Consider the following 14,483-nt stretch of genomic DNA (forward strand, 5'->3'; position numbering starts at 1 on the left):
GCGGCCATGGCCGCCGCAACCTTTTCTAGTGCTTATTTCCCCGAAGCCGCGTCGAGCGCGGCCATCTGGCGCTTGAGCAGCGGCGCGAGATAGCGGCCCGTGAAGCTCGCTTTCGCCTTCGCGACCTGCTCGGGCGTGCCTTGGGCCACGATCTGGCCGCCGCCCGCACCGCCTTCGGGGCCCATGTCCACGACCCAGTCGGCGGTTTTGATGACATCGAGATTATGCTCGATGATCACCACCGTATTGCCCTGGTCGCGAAGCCTGTGGATCACCTCCAGCAGCAGCGCGATGTCGTGGAAGTGCAGGCCCGTGGTCGGCTCGTCGAGTATATACAGCGTGCGGCCGGTATCGCGCTTCGAGAGTTCCAGCGACAGCTTCACGCGCTGCGCCTCGCCGCCCGACAGCGTGGTGGCCGATTGGCCGAGACGGATATAGCCCAGGCCCACGTCGAGCAGCGTTTTGAGCTTGCGCGCCACGACCGGCACGGCCTTGAAGAACTCGTAGGCCGCCTCGACCGTCATGTCGAGCACTTCGCTGATGTTCCGTCCCTTGTACTGGATCTCCAGCGTTTCGCGGTTGTAGCGCTTGCCGTGGCAGACGTCGCAAGGCACGTAGACATCGGGCAGGAAGTGCATTTCCACCTTCAGCACGCCGTCGCCCTGGCAGCTTTCGCAGCGGCCGCCCTTCACGTTGAACGAGAAGCGGCCCGATTCGTAGCCGCGCTCCTTGGCCGCCGGCACGCCTGCGAACAGCTCGCGGATGGGCGTGAACAGCCCCGTGTAGGTGGCCGGATTCGAGCGCGGCGTGCGGCCGATCGGCGACTGGTCGACGTTGATGACCTTGTCGAAATGCTCCATCCCTTCAATGGACTCGAACGGCGCGGGCTGCGCCGAAGATCCGTACAGATGCTGCGACACCGCGTGATAGAGCGTGTCGTTGATCAGCGTGGACTTGCCCGAGCCCGACACGCCCGTCACGCAGGTGAGCAGACCCACCGGCAGGTCGAGCGTCACGTGCTTGAGGTTGTTGCCGTAGGCCTCGACGATGCGCAGGTGCCGCTCGCCGGGTTCGATGCGCTCGTCCGGGTAGTCGATGCGGCGCGCACCCGAGAGGTACTGGCCGGTTATCGAGGCCGGGTCGTTCTCTACCTCGGCGGGCGTACCCTCCGCGATCACCATGCCGCCGTGCTCGCCGGCGCCCGGGCCCATGTCGACCACGTAGTCGGCCATGCGGATCATGTCCTCGTCGTGCTCGACGACGATCACCGAATTGCCGAGGTCGCGCAGATGCTTGAGCGTGGAGATGAGGCGGTCGTTGTCGCGCTGATGCAGGCCGATGGACGGCTCGTCGAGCACATACATCACGCCCGTGAGGCCCGAGCCGATCTGCGAGGCGAGGCGAATGCGTTGCGCCTCGCCGCCCGAGAGCGTTTCCGCGCTGCGTTCGAGCGAGAGATAGTCGAGGCCCACGTTATTCAGGAACATCAGGCGCGCGACGATTTCCTTGACGACTTTGTCTGCGATCTCGCGCTTGGCGCCTTCGAGGCGCAGTGTCTGGAAGTAGCCGAGCGTGTCGCGCAGCGGCCAGCCGCTTACCTCGTAGATCGCGCGCGCGTCCTCGTTGGAGCCGATCCGCACGAAGCGCGCCTCGCGGCGCAGGCGCGTGCCTTCGCAGTGCGGGCAGGCCTGGTTGTTCTGGTATTTCGCCAGTTCCTCGCGCACCGCGGACGAATCGGTCTCGCGGTAGCGGCGCTCGAGGTTCGGGATGATCCCTTCGAATACATGCTCGCGCACCGAAGTGCGGCCGCGCTCGTTGATGTACGAGAACGGGATTTCCTGCTTGCCTGAGCCGTAGAGCAGGACCTTGCGTACCTTTTCGGGCAGGTCCTCGAAGGCGGCGTCGATGTCGAAATCGTAGAACACCGCGAGGCTTTGCAGCATCTGGAAGTAGAACTGGTTGCGCCGGTCCCAGCCCTTCACCGCGCCCGCGGCGAGCGAGAGCGATGGATGTGCAACCACGCGCTTCGGATCGAAGAACGTGATCTGGCCGAGGCCGTCGCATTCGGGGCACGCGCCCATCGGGTTATTGAACGAGAAGAGGCGCGGTTCCAGCTCCGACAGCGAATACGAGCAGATCGGGCAGGCGAACTTCGAGCTGAACAGGTGCTCGCGGCTGGTGTCCATTTCGAGCGCGATGGCGCGGCCGTCTGCGAGGCGCAGCGCCGTTTCGAACGACTCCGCGAGACGCTGCTTCATGTCGGGGCGCACTTTCAGGCGGTCGACCACCACGTCGATGGTGTGGCGCTCGCTCTTCTTGAGCTTGGGCAGCGACTCGACTTCGTAGATTTTCGCCTCGCCTTCGTTGGCGGTGCCGCCGCCCGAGCGCACGCGAAAGCGCACGAAGCCCTGCGCCTGCATGTCGTCGAAGAGTTCGGCGTGCTCGCCCTTGCGGTCGACGACCACGGGCGCGAGGATCATCAGCTTGGTTTCTTCGGGCAGCGCGAGCGCGGCGTCCACCATCTGCGAGACGCTTTGCGCCTCGAGAGGAATCTCGTGGTCGGGGCAGTAGGGCGTGCCCACGCGCGCGTAGAGCAGACGCAGGTAGTCGTGAATCTCGGTGACCGTGCCCACGGTGGAGCGCGGGTTGTGCGAGGTGGCCTTCTGCTCGATGGAAATCGCCGGCGACAGACCCTCGATCAGGTCGACGTCGGGCTTTTCCATCAGTTGCAGGAACTGGCGCGCGTAGGCCGAAAGGCTTTCCACATAGCGCCGCTGGCCTTCGGCGTAGAGCGTGTCGAACGCCAGCGACGACTTGCCCGAGCCCGAAAGCCCGGTGATCACCACGAGCTTGTGGCGCGGCAGGTCCAGATTGACGTTCTTCAGGTTGTGGGTTCGGGCCCCACGGATACGGATTTGTTCCATGAACCTGCGGGAGAAAGGGAGGCTAAACCTGCTACTATAACGACTTTTCCAGACCGCCGTTACGGCTTGCTGACGGTCTCTGAAAGGGTCCCGAATGGCCGCCGTGTGGTTGCGGCGAGGGGTGCTGAAAGAGGATCGACAGGAAGCAGCCGGGGATCGTTTCAGGCGTGGGCCCGAGTAACAGGCGCTGAAGCGCCAGCTCTGGCCGACACGGGGCTGCCCGCATCGTTGCCGTCCATGCAAGGCCGCCACGGCCGCAATGAGCACGCCGCGAATTTCGCCCGATGCCTGCTTCGCCCGTCCCAAGGCCCAATCACGCGCGCACAGCGGCGGCCCAATCAAAAAACGCTCCGATGTCCTCCAATTCACCTGCTACTTCTTCACGCATGAGCGCGCCGGAAATGCGCGCGACCGTGTCGCTCGCCGCGATCTTCGCGCTGCGCATGCTCGGCCTCTTCATGATCATGCCGGTGTTTTCGGTCTACGCGAAAACCATCCCCGGCGGCGACAACGTGCTGCTCGTCGGCATCGCGCTCGGGGCCTACGGCGTCACGCAGTCGCTCCTGTACATCTTTTATGGGTGGCTTTCGGACAAGATGGGCCGCAAGCCCGTGATCATCATCGGCCTCTTGATCTTCGCCATTGGCAGTTTCGTGGCGGCTTTCGCGCATGACATCACGTGGATCATCGTCGGCCGGGTGATTCAGGGCATGGGCGCGATTTCATCGGCCGTGCTCGCGTTCATCGCAGACCTTACCGCCGAAGAGCACCGCACCAAGGCCATGGCGATGGTGGGCGGCTCGATCGGCATGTCCTTCGCGGTGGCGATCGTGGGCGCGCCCATCGTGTTCCACTGGGTGGGCATGAGCGGCCTGTTCGCGCTGGTTGGCGTGTTCTCGATCCTCGCCGTGGGCGTCGTGCTGTGGATCGTGCCCGATGCGCCCAGGCCCGTGCACGTGCGAGCGCCGTTCGCCGAAGTCCTGCACAACGTGGAGCTGCTGCGCCTGAACTTTGGCGTGTTCGTGCTGCATGCCACGCAGACCGCGCTCTTTCTTGTCGTGCCGCGTCTGCTCGTGGACGCGGGCCTGCCCGTGGCGTCGCACTGGAAGATTTATTTGCCGGTGATGGGCGTCTCGTTCGTCCTGATGGTGCCTGCCATCATCGCCGCGGAAAAGCGGGGCAAGATGAAGGCCGTGCTGTGCTCGGCCATTGGGCTTATCCTGATCGGCCAGCTTCTGCTCGGCTCGCTTGCGCATACCATAGCAATCGTGGCGACCGTGCTGTTCGTGTACTTTCTCGGGTTCAATATCCTCGAAGCCTCGCAGCCCTCGCTGGTGTCAAAGCTCGCACCGGGCACCCGCAAGGGCGCGGCCACGGGCGTCTACAACACCACCCAGTCGATCGGGCTTGCGCTCGGCGGCGTGGTGGGCGGCTGGCTGCTCAAGCAAGGCAGCGCGAGCGCGGTTTTTTACGCGTGCTCAGGCCTCGTGTTTTGCTGGCTTATAATCGCGGCCTACATGAAGGTGCCGGTCAAGGCGCCGCCCAAGCGCGCTTGACGGGCCAGAACCAGGGGCGTTCCCGCCCTCTGCTTTGAAGCGAACCCGGCGTTCGCAGCAACATTTTTCGCGAGAGGCGGTCCGCGCGCGATGCATCGCTCAATGAAGCCGATGCGCGCGAATCGCGCAGCCGCCAATCGCAACGGAATCAACAGGAGAAACTCATGGCATCCGTGAACAAGGTGATCCTCGTCGGCAACCTCGGCGCCGAACCGGAAGTGCGCTATCTGCCCAGCGGCGACGCTGTGGCGAACATCCGCCTCGCGACCACCGACCGCTACAAGGACAAGGCGTCCGGCGAGTTCAAGGAAATGACCGAATGGCACCGCGTGGCGTTCTTCGGCCGTCTGGCCGAAATCGTTTCCGAATACCTGAAGAAGGGTTCGTCGGTGTATATCGAAGGCCGCATCCGCACGCGCAAGTGGCAAGCGCAGGATGGCACCGACCGCTATTCGACGGAAATCGTTGCCGACCAGATGCAGATGCTGGGCGGCCGTAGCGGCGGCGGCGCCCCGGCGGGCGGCGACATGGGCGATGACGGCGGCTATAGCCGCGAGCAGTCCGCACCGCGCGGCGGCGGCCGTGCTTCGGGTGGTGGCGGCGCGCCGCGCGCGAGCGGCGGCGGTGCTGGCGGTGGCGGTGGCGGCCGTTCGAGCGCGCCGGCTGGCGGCGGCTTCGACGAGATGGACGACGATATTCCGTTCTGATGTCCGATAGTCCGACGCTGTAAAGATCGACCCCCGCCTTCGTGCGGGGGTTTTTGTTTGTGGCGTACCCGCGGCCGGTGTTTTCCATGCCTTCCGGCCCCCCTACAGACGCCGCACTGCGCGCAGCAGTGCGGCGTTTTCGCACATGCAAATGGTGCTACGACAGAACCATTTCCTGATCTACATCACGGCAAAACTTCCTCGCTGGAGTGACCATTTAAAAGATGCTTCAAATTTGCATCTTACAAGGCCCTTCGTCGCGATCTGACAGTCGATACACCCCATCGACATCGCACCAGCGCCGTCACCCACAAGGAAAGGAGAAAGCCGTGTTTTGCTATCAATGTGAACAGACCGACCGCAGCAACGCAACGTCAGGCTGCGCGTCGGCGAAGGGCAACTGCGGCAAGGACGCCACCACGGCGGACCTGCAAGACCTGCTGATCCACGCGGTCAAGGGCATCGCCCAGTACAACGCGCTCGCGCGCGGCGTCGGCAGCGCCGACCGCGAAGCCGATCGCTTCATCCTCTATGCGATGTTCACGACGCTCACCAATGTGAACTTCAACGCCGCTCGCTTCGTGGGGCTGCTGCGCGAAGCCGCACAGCACCGCGATCGCGTGAAGAAGGCCTACGAGACGCAGGCGTTCGCACAGGGCGTCGCGGTGCGGGAACCGGCGGGCCCGGCGCACTGGCAAGCCGGCGCGAACATCGCCGAGCTGCAGGCGCAGGCAAAGCTCGTGGGCGTGAATGCGGGGCTCGACACGCTGGGCGCCGACATCGTCGGCCTGCGCGCGCTGGTGCTCTACGGTTTGAAGGGCGTTTGCGCATACGCCCATCACGCCCGCGTGCTGGGCTATGAAAGCGAAGAGGTGTACGCAGGCGTGGAAGCCGCGCTCGAATTTCTCGCGTGCGAGCCCGAGCAAGCCAACGAGTTGCTCGAGCAATCGCTCGCGCTCGGCAGCTTGAACCTCAAGGTGATGGAGTTGCTCGACGCGGCCAACACGGGTCGCTTCGGCAACCAGCAGCCCACGGTCGTGCGCATGACGCCGGTGGCGGGCAAGGCGATTCTCGTTTCCGGCCACGATCTGGGCGACCTCGAAACCTTGCTCGAAGCCACCAAAGATAGCGGCGTGCAGATCTACACGCACGGCGAGATGCTGCCCGCGCACGCTTATCCGTTGCTCAAGGCTTACTCGCACCTCGCGGGTAATTATGGCGGCGCCTGGCAGGATCAGCAGGCGGATTTCGCGAACTTCCCCGGCCCCGTGCTGATGACCTCGAACTGCCTGATCGAGCCGCTGCCGCAATACCGGCAACGCGTCTTCACAACCGGTCCGGTGGGCTGGCCCGGCGTGCGCCATCTCGAGCATGGCGCGTATGCGCCGCTCGTGCAGGCGGCGCTGGCCTTGCCCGGATTTCTGGAGACGGCGCCCGAAGAAACCGTCACGATCGGCTTTGCGCGCCATACGGTGCTCGGCGTGGCGGACAAGGTGATCGACGCGGTGAAGGCCGGCCAGATCCGCCACTTCTTTTTGATCGGCGGCTGTGACGGCGCGGCGCCGGGCCGTAACTACTACACCGAGTTCGCCGAGGCCGCGCCTGACGACACCGTCGTCATGACGCTTGGCTGCAACAAGTACCGCTTCAATCGGCACGCGTTCGGCGACATCGGCGGCATTCCGCGTCTGCTCGACCTCGGCCAGTGCAACGACAGCTATTCGGCCATCCGCATTGCCGTCGCGCTTGCCGAGGCCTTCGAGTGCGGCGTGAACGACCTGCCGCTCTCGCTCGTGATCTCGTGGTTCGAGCAGAAGGCCGCCGCGGTGCTGTTGACGCTGCTCGCGCTCGGCATTCGCAACATCCGCCTCGGACCGACCTTGCCGGCGTTCCTCACGCCGGGCGTGCTGCAGATCCTTGTCGAGCAGTTCGGGATTCAGCCGATCGGTGACGCGCATGCCGATCTTGCCGCCGCGCTCGAACGCAAGGCTGCGTGAAAACGCACCGGCGCTGAGGGATACATGAGCCATCGAATCGAAATCACCACGCGCGACGGCCAGGCGTTCGCGTTTGCGTGTGAGCCGGAGCAGGACGTGCTGGGGGCGGCCGCGGCGGCGCAGATCACGCTGCCGTCGCAGTGCCGGCGCGGCAGTTGCGGCGCGTGCCACGCGAGCGTGGCCGAAGGCGAGTACACGCTCGGCGCGCACAGTGCCGACGCGTTGCCGTCAGGCGATCCGCACGCGGTCCTGCTGTGCTGCACGACGCCGCGCAGCGACTTGCGCATTGCCGCGCCATACGACGGCACGAAGGTGCTGTTGCAGCCCGTTGCCGTGCGGCGTGCGCGCATCGCCGCCCTGGAGACGCTCGCGGACGACACGCTCCGCCTCGAACTGCGCCTCGAGCCCGACGATGCCCACGGCAGCGCCGCCGAGTTCGAAGCGGGGCAGTTCGTCGAACTGGAGTTGCCTGGAAGCGGCGCGCGCCGACCGTTCTCGCTCGCCAACACGAGCAACTGGGATGGGCGGCTCGAACTGCTGATCCGCTTGCGTCCCGATGGCGTGTTTTCGTCGTACCTGCGCGAGCGTGCGCAGGTGGGCGACGAGCTCAACGTGCACGGCCCGCAGGGCGGCTTCGGTCTATTCGCGGAAAGTCTGCGCCCGCGCTGGTTCGTGGCGGGCGGCACGGGGCTTGCCCCGGTGCTCTCGATGCTGCGCCGCATGGCCGAGTTTCAGGAGATGAACGACGCGCGGCTCTTCTTCGGTGTGAACCACGAGAGCGAGCTTTTCATGGTGCAAGAGCTCGAGCAGCTGCAGGCGGAGCTTGCGCAGTTGTGCGTCGAGCTATGCGTGCGTGAGGGAGACGCGGCGTGGCCAGGCTTTCATGGCACGCCGGTCGAGGCGCTGCAAGCCGCGCTCGAAACGGCTGACGAGCCGCCCGATCTGTATGTCTGCGGTCCGCCCGGCATGGTGAGCGCCGCACAGGCGGTGGCGGCGGCAGCAGGCGTGCCTGCCGCGCAATTCGCCAGCGAACGCTTTACTGTCTGACGCTCGGCCTCGTGCTTTGCCTTGAACCTCGCCCGTGGGCGAGGTTTTTTCTTATCATGGTTGTTTCTCTACCCGGCGAGGCCGACTCCGCCGCTTGCACCCACCTATCCAACGAGCACCGACCATGAGCACACTGCCGATTTCCTTTGAAGATGTGGCTGCCGCGCACGAGCGCATCCGTGGCGTCGCGCACCGCACGCCTGTGCTGACCTCGCGCACGGCGAGCGCGCTCGCGGGTGCGGAGTTGTTCTTCAAGTGCGAGAACCTCCAGCGCATGGGCGCGTTCAAGTTTCGTGGCGCCTATAACGCCATTGCGCAGTTCACGCCGGAGCAGCGGGCGGGCGGCGTGATCACGTTTTCGTCGGGCAATCATGCGCAGGCGATCGCGCTTTCGGCGCAACTGCTGGGTGTGAAGGCCGTGATCGTGATGCCGCAGGACGCGCCCGCAGTGAAGGTGGAGGCGACGCGCGGCTACGGCGGCGAAGTCGTCTTCTACGACCGCTATACCGAGGACCGCGAAGCACTCGGCCAGCGCCTTGCCGCCGAGCGCGGCCTCACGCTGATTCCGCCCTACGACCACCCGCATGTGATGGCAGGGCAGGGCACGGCGGCGAAGGAGCTGTTCGAGGATGCGGGCGAGCTCGACGTGCTGCTCACGCCGCTTGGCGGCGGCGGGCTGCTCTCGGGCTGCGCAACGTCGGCGCATGCACTCGCGCCGCGCTGCACCGTGATCGGCGTCGAGCCCGAGGCGGGCAACGACGGCCAGCGCAGTCTGCAGACGGGCTCGATCGTCCACATCGACACGCCCAAGACCATCGCCGACGGCGCCCAGACACAGCATCTGGGCGGCTATACGTTCGCGGTGATCCGCGAGCGCGTGAGCGAGATCGTGACCGTGAGCGACGCGGAGCTCGTGGAGACGATGAAGTTTTTCGCGAGCCGCATGAAGCTCGTGGTCGAGCCCACGGGTTGCCTGGCGGCCGCTGCGGTCCTGCAGCGCAAGGTGGACGTGCGCGGCAAGCGCGTGGGTATCGTGATCTCGGGCGGCAATGTCGATCTGCTGCGCTTCGCGGCACTGACAGGCGCAGCGTCGTGATCGGGCGTCACGCGGCCGCGCGCTAGCCGAGCAACGCCGCGAGCGCTGCGCGCGCGTTCGTCACGTGCGCGCTTTCGCCGGGGCGCTCCGGCAGCAGATGAAACTCGGCCGCCGGAAGCGCGGGCAGGCCGAACGACGCAGGGCAGGCCACCAGCCCCTCGCCGATCGCCGATTCGTTCAAACACGAAATCCCCAGACCCGCATGCAGCGCGAGCTGCAAGCCGGCGACACCCGACGCCGAATGGGAAATCAGAAACGGGATGCGCGCGCGTTCGAGCAGCTTCAACACAAAGCGCTGCAACTGGCACGTAGACGGCAGCAGCACGAGCGGCCAGGGCGGTGCGAGCGCCGCATGCTCGCGCAGCGTTTCGCGCGCGCCAACCCACAGCAGCTTTTCGCGCCGCAACGCTGAAGGTTTGCGCGCGGTCGCCTTGACCCCGGCGCGCGTGCTGCGCGTGTCCACCATGCGCAGCGAAAGACCGATGTCGAAAACATTGTCATCGGCACTGCTCTCGATCACGGCGCTCGGCAACACCGTCACATGCAGGCGCAGGCGCGGATGCTGGTTCGCGAAGCGGCGGATGATCGCCGCCACGTCGTGTGGCCGGAAGTAGTCGGTGATGGCAATGCGCACCTCGCCGTCGAGCGAGCGCCCCAGCATGTCGTCGAACGCGGCGTCGCACATTGCCACGATGCGGCGTGCGTGATCGACGAGCTTCGCGCCCGCAGGTGTGGGTGCGACCCCCTGCTTGCTGCGCACGAACAGCGGCTGACCGATGCGCTCTTCGAGCTTCTTCAACTGTTCGCTCACCGAAGACTGCGAAAGAAATACGCGCTCTGCCGCGCCCGAGACGCTGCCCGCCTCCGTGACCGCGAGAAAGGTGCGCAATTGCGCGAGGTCGAGTCCGCGTGCATTCATGGGGATGTTCCGTACGATGCCGGCTCGATGGTTCGGATTTTCCGATTACATCGATTGAATATTCCAGCTTTTCCAATAGATGGTGCGCTCGTAGCATGGCTGCGGTCAATCACTTTCTGGAGGCTGTCATGAACGATGCAAAGAGCGGGAGTGCGTCGCATCGCTGGAAGGTGCTGGGTGTCGGCGTGGCGGCGAACGCGAGCTTTGCCGCCGCGTTCTCGGGCATACCGGCTGCGGCGATCTGGATTCGCTCGGACTACCGCATCGATACCGGTGCGCTCGGGCTGCTGCTTGGCATGCTCGGGCTCGGCATCGTCCTGAGCGAATTGCCGTGGGGTGTGCTCACCGACCGCTGGGGCGACCGGCGCGTGCTGCTCACGGGGCTGGGTTCGACTGCGGCGGCGTTGCTCGCCATGACGCTCTGGTGCGTGCCGGCGGCGACTCATGTGCCAGGCGCGCACGCGCTCGAGTTAGGCTTTCTGGCTATTGGATTGCTCGGCGGCAGCGTGAACGGTTCGAGCGGGCGCGCGGTCATGGCGTGGTTCGGGCCCAGCGAGCGCGGCCTGGCGATGAGCATCCGGCAGACGGCCATGCCTGCTGGCGCGGGAATCGGCGCGCTGCTGTTGCCCGCACTGGCCGCGCGCGGGGGCTTCGCATGGGTCTACGGCACGCTCGCGGCGATGTGCATTCTTTCTGCAATCCTTACGATGTGCTGGGTGCGTGATCCGATGGAGCCCGTGCTGGGAGATTCGGCGCACGTAAGGCCGCACGAAGTGCCGCGCGCGCGGACGCCGCTCTCGAGCGCTCAGGTATGGCGCATGGTGGCCGGCATCGCGGCGCTGTGCATGCCGCAGGTCGCGGTGATCTCGTTCGCAAGCGTGTTCCTGCACGACTTTGGCCATGCAGGCAGTGCTGCGATTGGCGCAGCGCTCGTCGCGGTGCAACTCGGCGCGGCATGCATGCGCATCTGGAGCGGACGCTGGACCGACCGGCATGGCAATCGCAATGCGTATCTGCGCGTGTGCGCCTTGCTGAGCGTTGCGCTGTTTGCTTTGCTCGCGGCAATGACGACGCTGTTCGCCCGCGTTGCGCATGCATCCCCGGCGGCGGGCGACGACCATATCGTGCTCGTTGCGTTGTTTGTGCTGCTCGTGTCGGGTGGCATCGCTGCCTCGGCATGGCACGGCGTTGCGTTCACGGAACTCGCTACGCTCGCGGGACACGGGCGCGTGGGGACCGCGCTCGCGATGGGCAACACCGGCGCCTTCATGGCCTTCTGGCTCGCGCCTTCGGCAATTCCGATGCTGCTATCGGCATTCGGTTGGCCTGCTGTCTGGCTTGGGGCGTCCGCATGCGCGGCACTGGCATGGCCCGCATTTGCACGCGCGTCGCGTCCGTCAGATACCGTCAGCACGGCCGTCATGCATTCGCACAAGCCGAAGGGAAAGGCGAAGGTGGAAGCGGCATGTTGACCGTCGCTGCGTGCGGCATAGTCCGACATAACGAAAGACATACGATGCAATCACGAATGAAACTTTAAATTTGATTCGTATAACTGAATCTTTTTTGCGGTTAAAGAAGCTTTGACGTTTCGGAAATCTCTGATTCAGGGAATCTTTAATCGATGTTCAGATGACGGCTCCAGAAAGATTGTGCCTTGCGCAACACAGGCATCGTGAGTCCCGGCTACAAGATCGGGCACGCCTGGGCCGATCCGATACCCCTACTACATCGAGAGAGAGCCACCTTGAAACTACGAGTCGTCCTTGCCGACGATCACCCTTTCGTACTGCTGGGCGTACGCTCGGCACTCGAAGCAGCGGGAGACATACAGGTCGTCGGCGAAGCGTCTGGCCCGGGCGCGCTTTTTCGCACACTCGAACGAGTGCCGTGCGACATCGTGCTGACCGATCTCATCATGCCTGGAGACACCGGCGAGGCAGAAGATGGTTTGCACCTTGTGCGGCGCCTGTGCCGCGACTGGCCGCAGTACCGCATCGTCGTGCTGACCAGCATCACGAACGTCGCCATTCTGCGCGCCGTGATGAACACGGGCGTCACGGCGCTGATCCGCAAGAGCGAGCCCATCGACGAGCTCACCGGCGCGGTGCGCGGCGCGGGCAGCGGCCTGCGCTACGTGAGCCCGCCGATCCTGGAAGCGCTTGCCGCCGCGGGAACGGAGCGCGCGGATAGCACGCGTGCGCCGCGCCTTTCGCCACGCGAGTCGGAGGTGGTCCGGCAGTTCGTCCACGGCCGCACGATCACCGAGATCGCACGCGCGCTCGATCGGGACGTGCGCACCGTGAGCCGTCAGAAGCGCGACGCCATGGCGAAGCTCGGCGTGAACAACGATGCAGGGCTGTTCGCCTTCGTGCGGGCCCACGGACTCCTATGAGTTCGCCGCCAACCACCCACGCCCGTGTCTGGCCTGCACACCTGACGTCGGGATTCGGCCGCGAGGGCGGCGTGCGTAGCTTGCAGGAGCTGGCGCTGCCAGACGTTGGCGACCGGGCGTTGCCCGTGCGCGTCATCGTCGCCGACGATCATCCGCTCGTGTTGTTCGCGCTCGACAACCTGATCGCCACGCTGCCGAACGTGCGGATCGTCGCCCGCGCGCAATCGGTGGCGCAGCTCTTTCAGGAAGCCGCGCGGCATGAGTTCGACCTCGTGCTGATGGATCTCTACATGCCCGGCGAAGGGCGCGAGGAGGGGCACGATGCGATCCGCAGCTTTCAGGGCGAGCATGCGGGCAAGCCTGTCGTCGTGCTCACCATGGAAAACGATGCCACGGCGCTGCGCAGCGCGATCGAGCTCGATGTCGAGGCCGTGCTCAGCAAGCGCGACCGCATCGACCTGATTCCTGTCGCCATTGCCTCGGCCATGGCGCACGAGCAGTACGTCGGTCCTGTGGTGCGCGACCTGCTGGAAAAGGCGTCGCGTGAGCAGCGGCGGGCCCACGTGCATCAGGTGCTATCGCGGCGGGAGTTCGAAGTTTTCACGCACTACGCCGGCGGGCTCGGCGTCACCGAAATTGCCAGCCTGCTTGGGCGTAGCGTCAAAACCATCAGCGCGCAGAAGTGCGCAGCCATGAAAAAACTCGCGCTCAACAGCGACATCGAGCTGTATCGATTCGCGATCGAATGCGGTGTCGTCCAGGATGATGCCTCCTGATGCGGGTGGGGCCGCACTCACGTCACACCTTGGATTCGCAAACGGTTCAGGCGAGCCCGACAGGCGCGCGTGTCGTCGTTTGTCGGAATTTGTCATGCTGAATCCCGTCATGCCATCCGATTTTTAAGAGTTGTCCTATCTGGCAATGAGAGTCGTCTGATCATAATTTCCCACTCAACGCGCGAACTATCGTACAGCGCGACTCTCATTCGATTTCGCCTCTGACATCGCTGGCGAGCCGCTGTGCATGCCTGCAAGAGGGTCGCGCGCCGGCCTGCGGCTGGGAGCGGCGGGGCACGGAGGCACGGCAATGAAGCTCGGTAGGCGTTTGGCAGTGGAAGGCGCAGGCACGGCATGGCTTGTGTTCGTGGGCTGTGCGAGCGCCGCGCTCAATGCCAGCGCGCCTGCACAGGGCTGGAACATCTTCGACATGGCCGCGGCATTTGGTCTTGCGCTTGCCGTCGTGAGCTATGCGTCAGGGCGCGCGTCGAGCGCGCATTTCAATCCCGCCGTCACGATCGGCTATACCATTTCCGGTCGCTTTCCCGCCCGTGACGTCGCACCGTACGTCGCCGCACAAACTGTCGGTGCACTCGTGGGTGCGGCGCTGCTCGCCGCCGTTGCGAGTGGCCGACCTGGCTTTGCCTTCGTGGTTTCGGACTTCGGCAGCAATGGCTACGACGAGCATTCGCCTTCCGAGTACGCATTCGCCGCGGTGTTTGCCGTCGAACTGGTCATGACGTTCGCATTCGTGCTCGTTCATCTCGTCGTGTCGGCTTCGCCGCAACGCCGCAGGTCGGCGCCCGCCGCGCTGGGCGCGTGTTTCGCGGCCATCTACCTGATTGCCATTCCGGTGAGCAACGGCGGCATGAATCCTGCCCGCTCGACGGGGCCGGCGTTATTCGTCGGCGACTGGGCGCTCGACCAACTCTGGCTTTTCTGGGCGGCGCCCATGCTGGGCGGCGTGATTGCGGGTGTTTGTTACCGGTTGCTGATGCAACGTCGGACAAATCCGAATGCAAGCGCGGGCGGGGCGCTCGGCGACGCATGAGCGCCGCTCCGGACG

Annotated in this window: 11 protein-coding genes; 9 read left to right on the top strand and 2 right to left on the bottom strand. The window is 65.2% G+C overall.

Annotated features, from left to right (window positions below):
* Positions 1–32 precede the first annotated feature (32 nt).
* The gene (uvrA, locus tag HV773_RS09570) at positions 33–2,924 is read right to left on the bottom strand and encodes an excinuclease ABC subunit UvrA (protein ID WP_129561124.1); all 2,892 of its coding nucleotides are present in this window, start codon (positions 2,922–2,924) and stop codon (positions 33–35) included.
* A gap of 353 nt (positions 2,925–3,277) precedes the next feature.
* Here uvrA and HV773_RS09575 point away from each other — a divergent pair, with 353 nt between their 5' ends.
* The 5 genes from HV773_RS09575 to HV773_RS09595 all read left to right on the top strand — a co-directional run bounded on the left by HV773_RS09575 (position 3,278) and on the right by HV773_RS09595 (position 9,327).
* Positions 3,278–4,480: an MFS transporter gene (locus HV773_RS09575; protein ID WP_343052328.1), complete on the top strand. Its 1,203-nt coding sequence runs from the start codon at positions 3,278–3,280 to the stop codon at positions 4,478–4,480.
* A gap of 164 nt (positions 4,481–4,644) precedes the next feature.
* A complete protein-coding gene (locus HV773_RS09580) occupies positions 4,645–5,187 on the top strand; it encodes a single-stranded DNA-binding protein (protein WP_129561125.1) in 543 nt (180 codons plus the stop codon).
* A gap of 329 nt (positions 5,188–5,516) precedes the next feature.
* Positions 5,517–7,184: a hydroxylamine reductase gene (hcp, locus tag HV773_RS09585; RefSeq protein WP_129561126.1), complete on the top strand. Its 1,668-nt coding sequence runs from the start codon at positions 5,517–5,519 to the stop codon at positions 7,182–7,184.
* A gap of 24 nt (positions 7,185–7,208) precedes the next feature.
* Positions 7,209–8,231, top strand: a complete 1,023-nt coding sequence (locus tag HV773_RS09590; RefSeq protein ID WP_129561127.1) for a 2Fe-2S iron-sulfur cluster binding domain-containing protein — start codon at positions 7,209–7,211, stop codon at positions 8,229–8,231.
* Positions 8,232–8,355: 124 nt separating this feature from the next.
* Positions 8,356–9,327: a threo-3-hydroxy-L-aspartate ammonia-lyase gene (locus HV773_RS09595; protein WP_129561128.1), complete on the top strand. Its 972-nt coding sequence runs from the start codon at positions 8,356–8,358 to the stop codon at positions 9,325–9,327.
* Positions 9,328–9,349: 22 nt separating this feature from the next.
* Here the strand turns inward: HV773_RS09595 and HV773_RS09600 are convergent, their stop codons facing one another.
* On the bottom strand, positions 9,350–10,246 hold the full coding sequence (locus HV773_RS09600) for a LysR family transcriptional regulator (protein WP_129561129.1): 897 nt from the start codon (positions 10,244–10,246) through the stop codon (positions 9,350–9,352).
* A gap of 128 nt (positions 10,247–10,374) precedes the next feature.
* Here HV773_RS09600 and HV773_RS09605 point away from each other — a divergent pair, with 128 nt between their 5' ends.
* From HV773_RS09605 to HV773_RS09620, 4 genes are all read left to right on the top strand, one after another.
* Complete coding sequence (locus tag HV773_RS09605; RefSeq protein WP_129561130.1) at positions 10,375–11,718, top strand: MFS transporter; 1,344 nt, start codon at positions 10,375–10,377, stop codon at positions 11,716–11,718.
* 275 nt (positions 11,719–11,993) lie between these two features.
* The gene (locus tag HV773_RS09610; RefSeq protein ID WP_129561131.1) at positions 11,994–12,641 is read left to right on the top strand and encodes a response regulator; all 648 of its coding nucleotides are present in this window, start codon (positions 11,994–11,996) and stop codon (positions 12,639–12,641) included.
* A gap of 158 nt (positions 12,642–12,799) precedes the next feature.
* Positions 12,800–13,417 carry a response regulator gene (locus HV773_RS09615; RefSeq protein ID WP_246282255.1) on the top strand — a complete coding sequence of 206 codons (618 nt, stop codon included), beginning with the start codon at positions 12,800–12,802 and terminating at the stop codon, positions 13,415–13,417.
* 310 nt (positions 13,418–13,727) lie between these two features.
* Positions 13,728–14,468, top strand: coding sequence for an aquaporin (locus HV773_RS09620; RefSeq protein WP_129561133.1), 741 nt, complete (start codon positions 13,728–13,730; stop codon positions 14,466–14,468).
* Positions 14,469–14,483 lie beyond the last annotated feature (15 nt).

Source organism: Paraburkholderia caffeinitolerans, assembly GCF_902859945.1.
GTDB classification, from domain to species: domain Bacteria; phylum Pseudomonadota; class Gammaproteobacteria; order Burkholderiales; family Burkholderiaceae; genus Paraburkholderia; species Paraburkholderia caffeinitolerans.

Coding starts and splice junctions, on each gene's coding strand:
- HV773_RS09620 (WP_129561133.1), top strand. CDS start 13,728: ATGAAGCTCGGTAGGCGTTTGGCAGTGGAAGGCGCAGGCACGGCATGG.
- HV773_RS09580 (WP_129561125.1), top strand. CDS start 4,645: ATGGCATCCGTGAACAAGGTGATCCTCGTCGGCAACCTCGGCGCCGAA.
- HV773_RS09595 (WP_129561128.1), top strand. CDS start 8,356: ATGAGCACACTGCCGATTTCCTTTGAAGATGTGGCTGCCGCGCACGAG.
- HV773_RS09590 (WP_129561127.1), top strand. CDS start 7,209: ATGAGCCATCGAATCGAAATCACCACGCGCGACGGCCAGGCGTTCGCG.
- uvrA (WP_129561124.1), bottom strand. CDS start 2,924: ATGGAACAAATCCGTATCCGTGGGGCCCGAACCCACAACCTGAAGAAC.
- HV773_RS09575 (WP_343052328.1), top strand. CDS start 3,278: ATGTCCTCCAATTCACCTGCTACTTCTTCACGCATGAGCGCGCCGGAA.
- HV773_RS09605 (WP_129561130.1), top strand. CDS start 10,375: ATGAACGATGCAAAGAGCGGGAGTGCGTCGCATCGCTGGAAGGTGCTG.
- HV773_RS09600 (WP_129561129.1), bottom strand. CDS start 10,246: ATGAATGCACGCGGACTCGACCTCGCGCAATTGCGCACCTTTCTCGCG.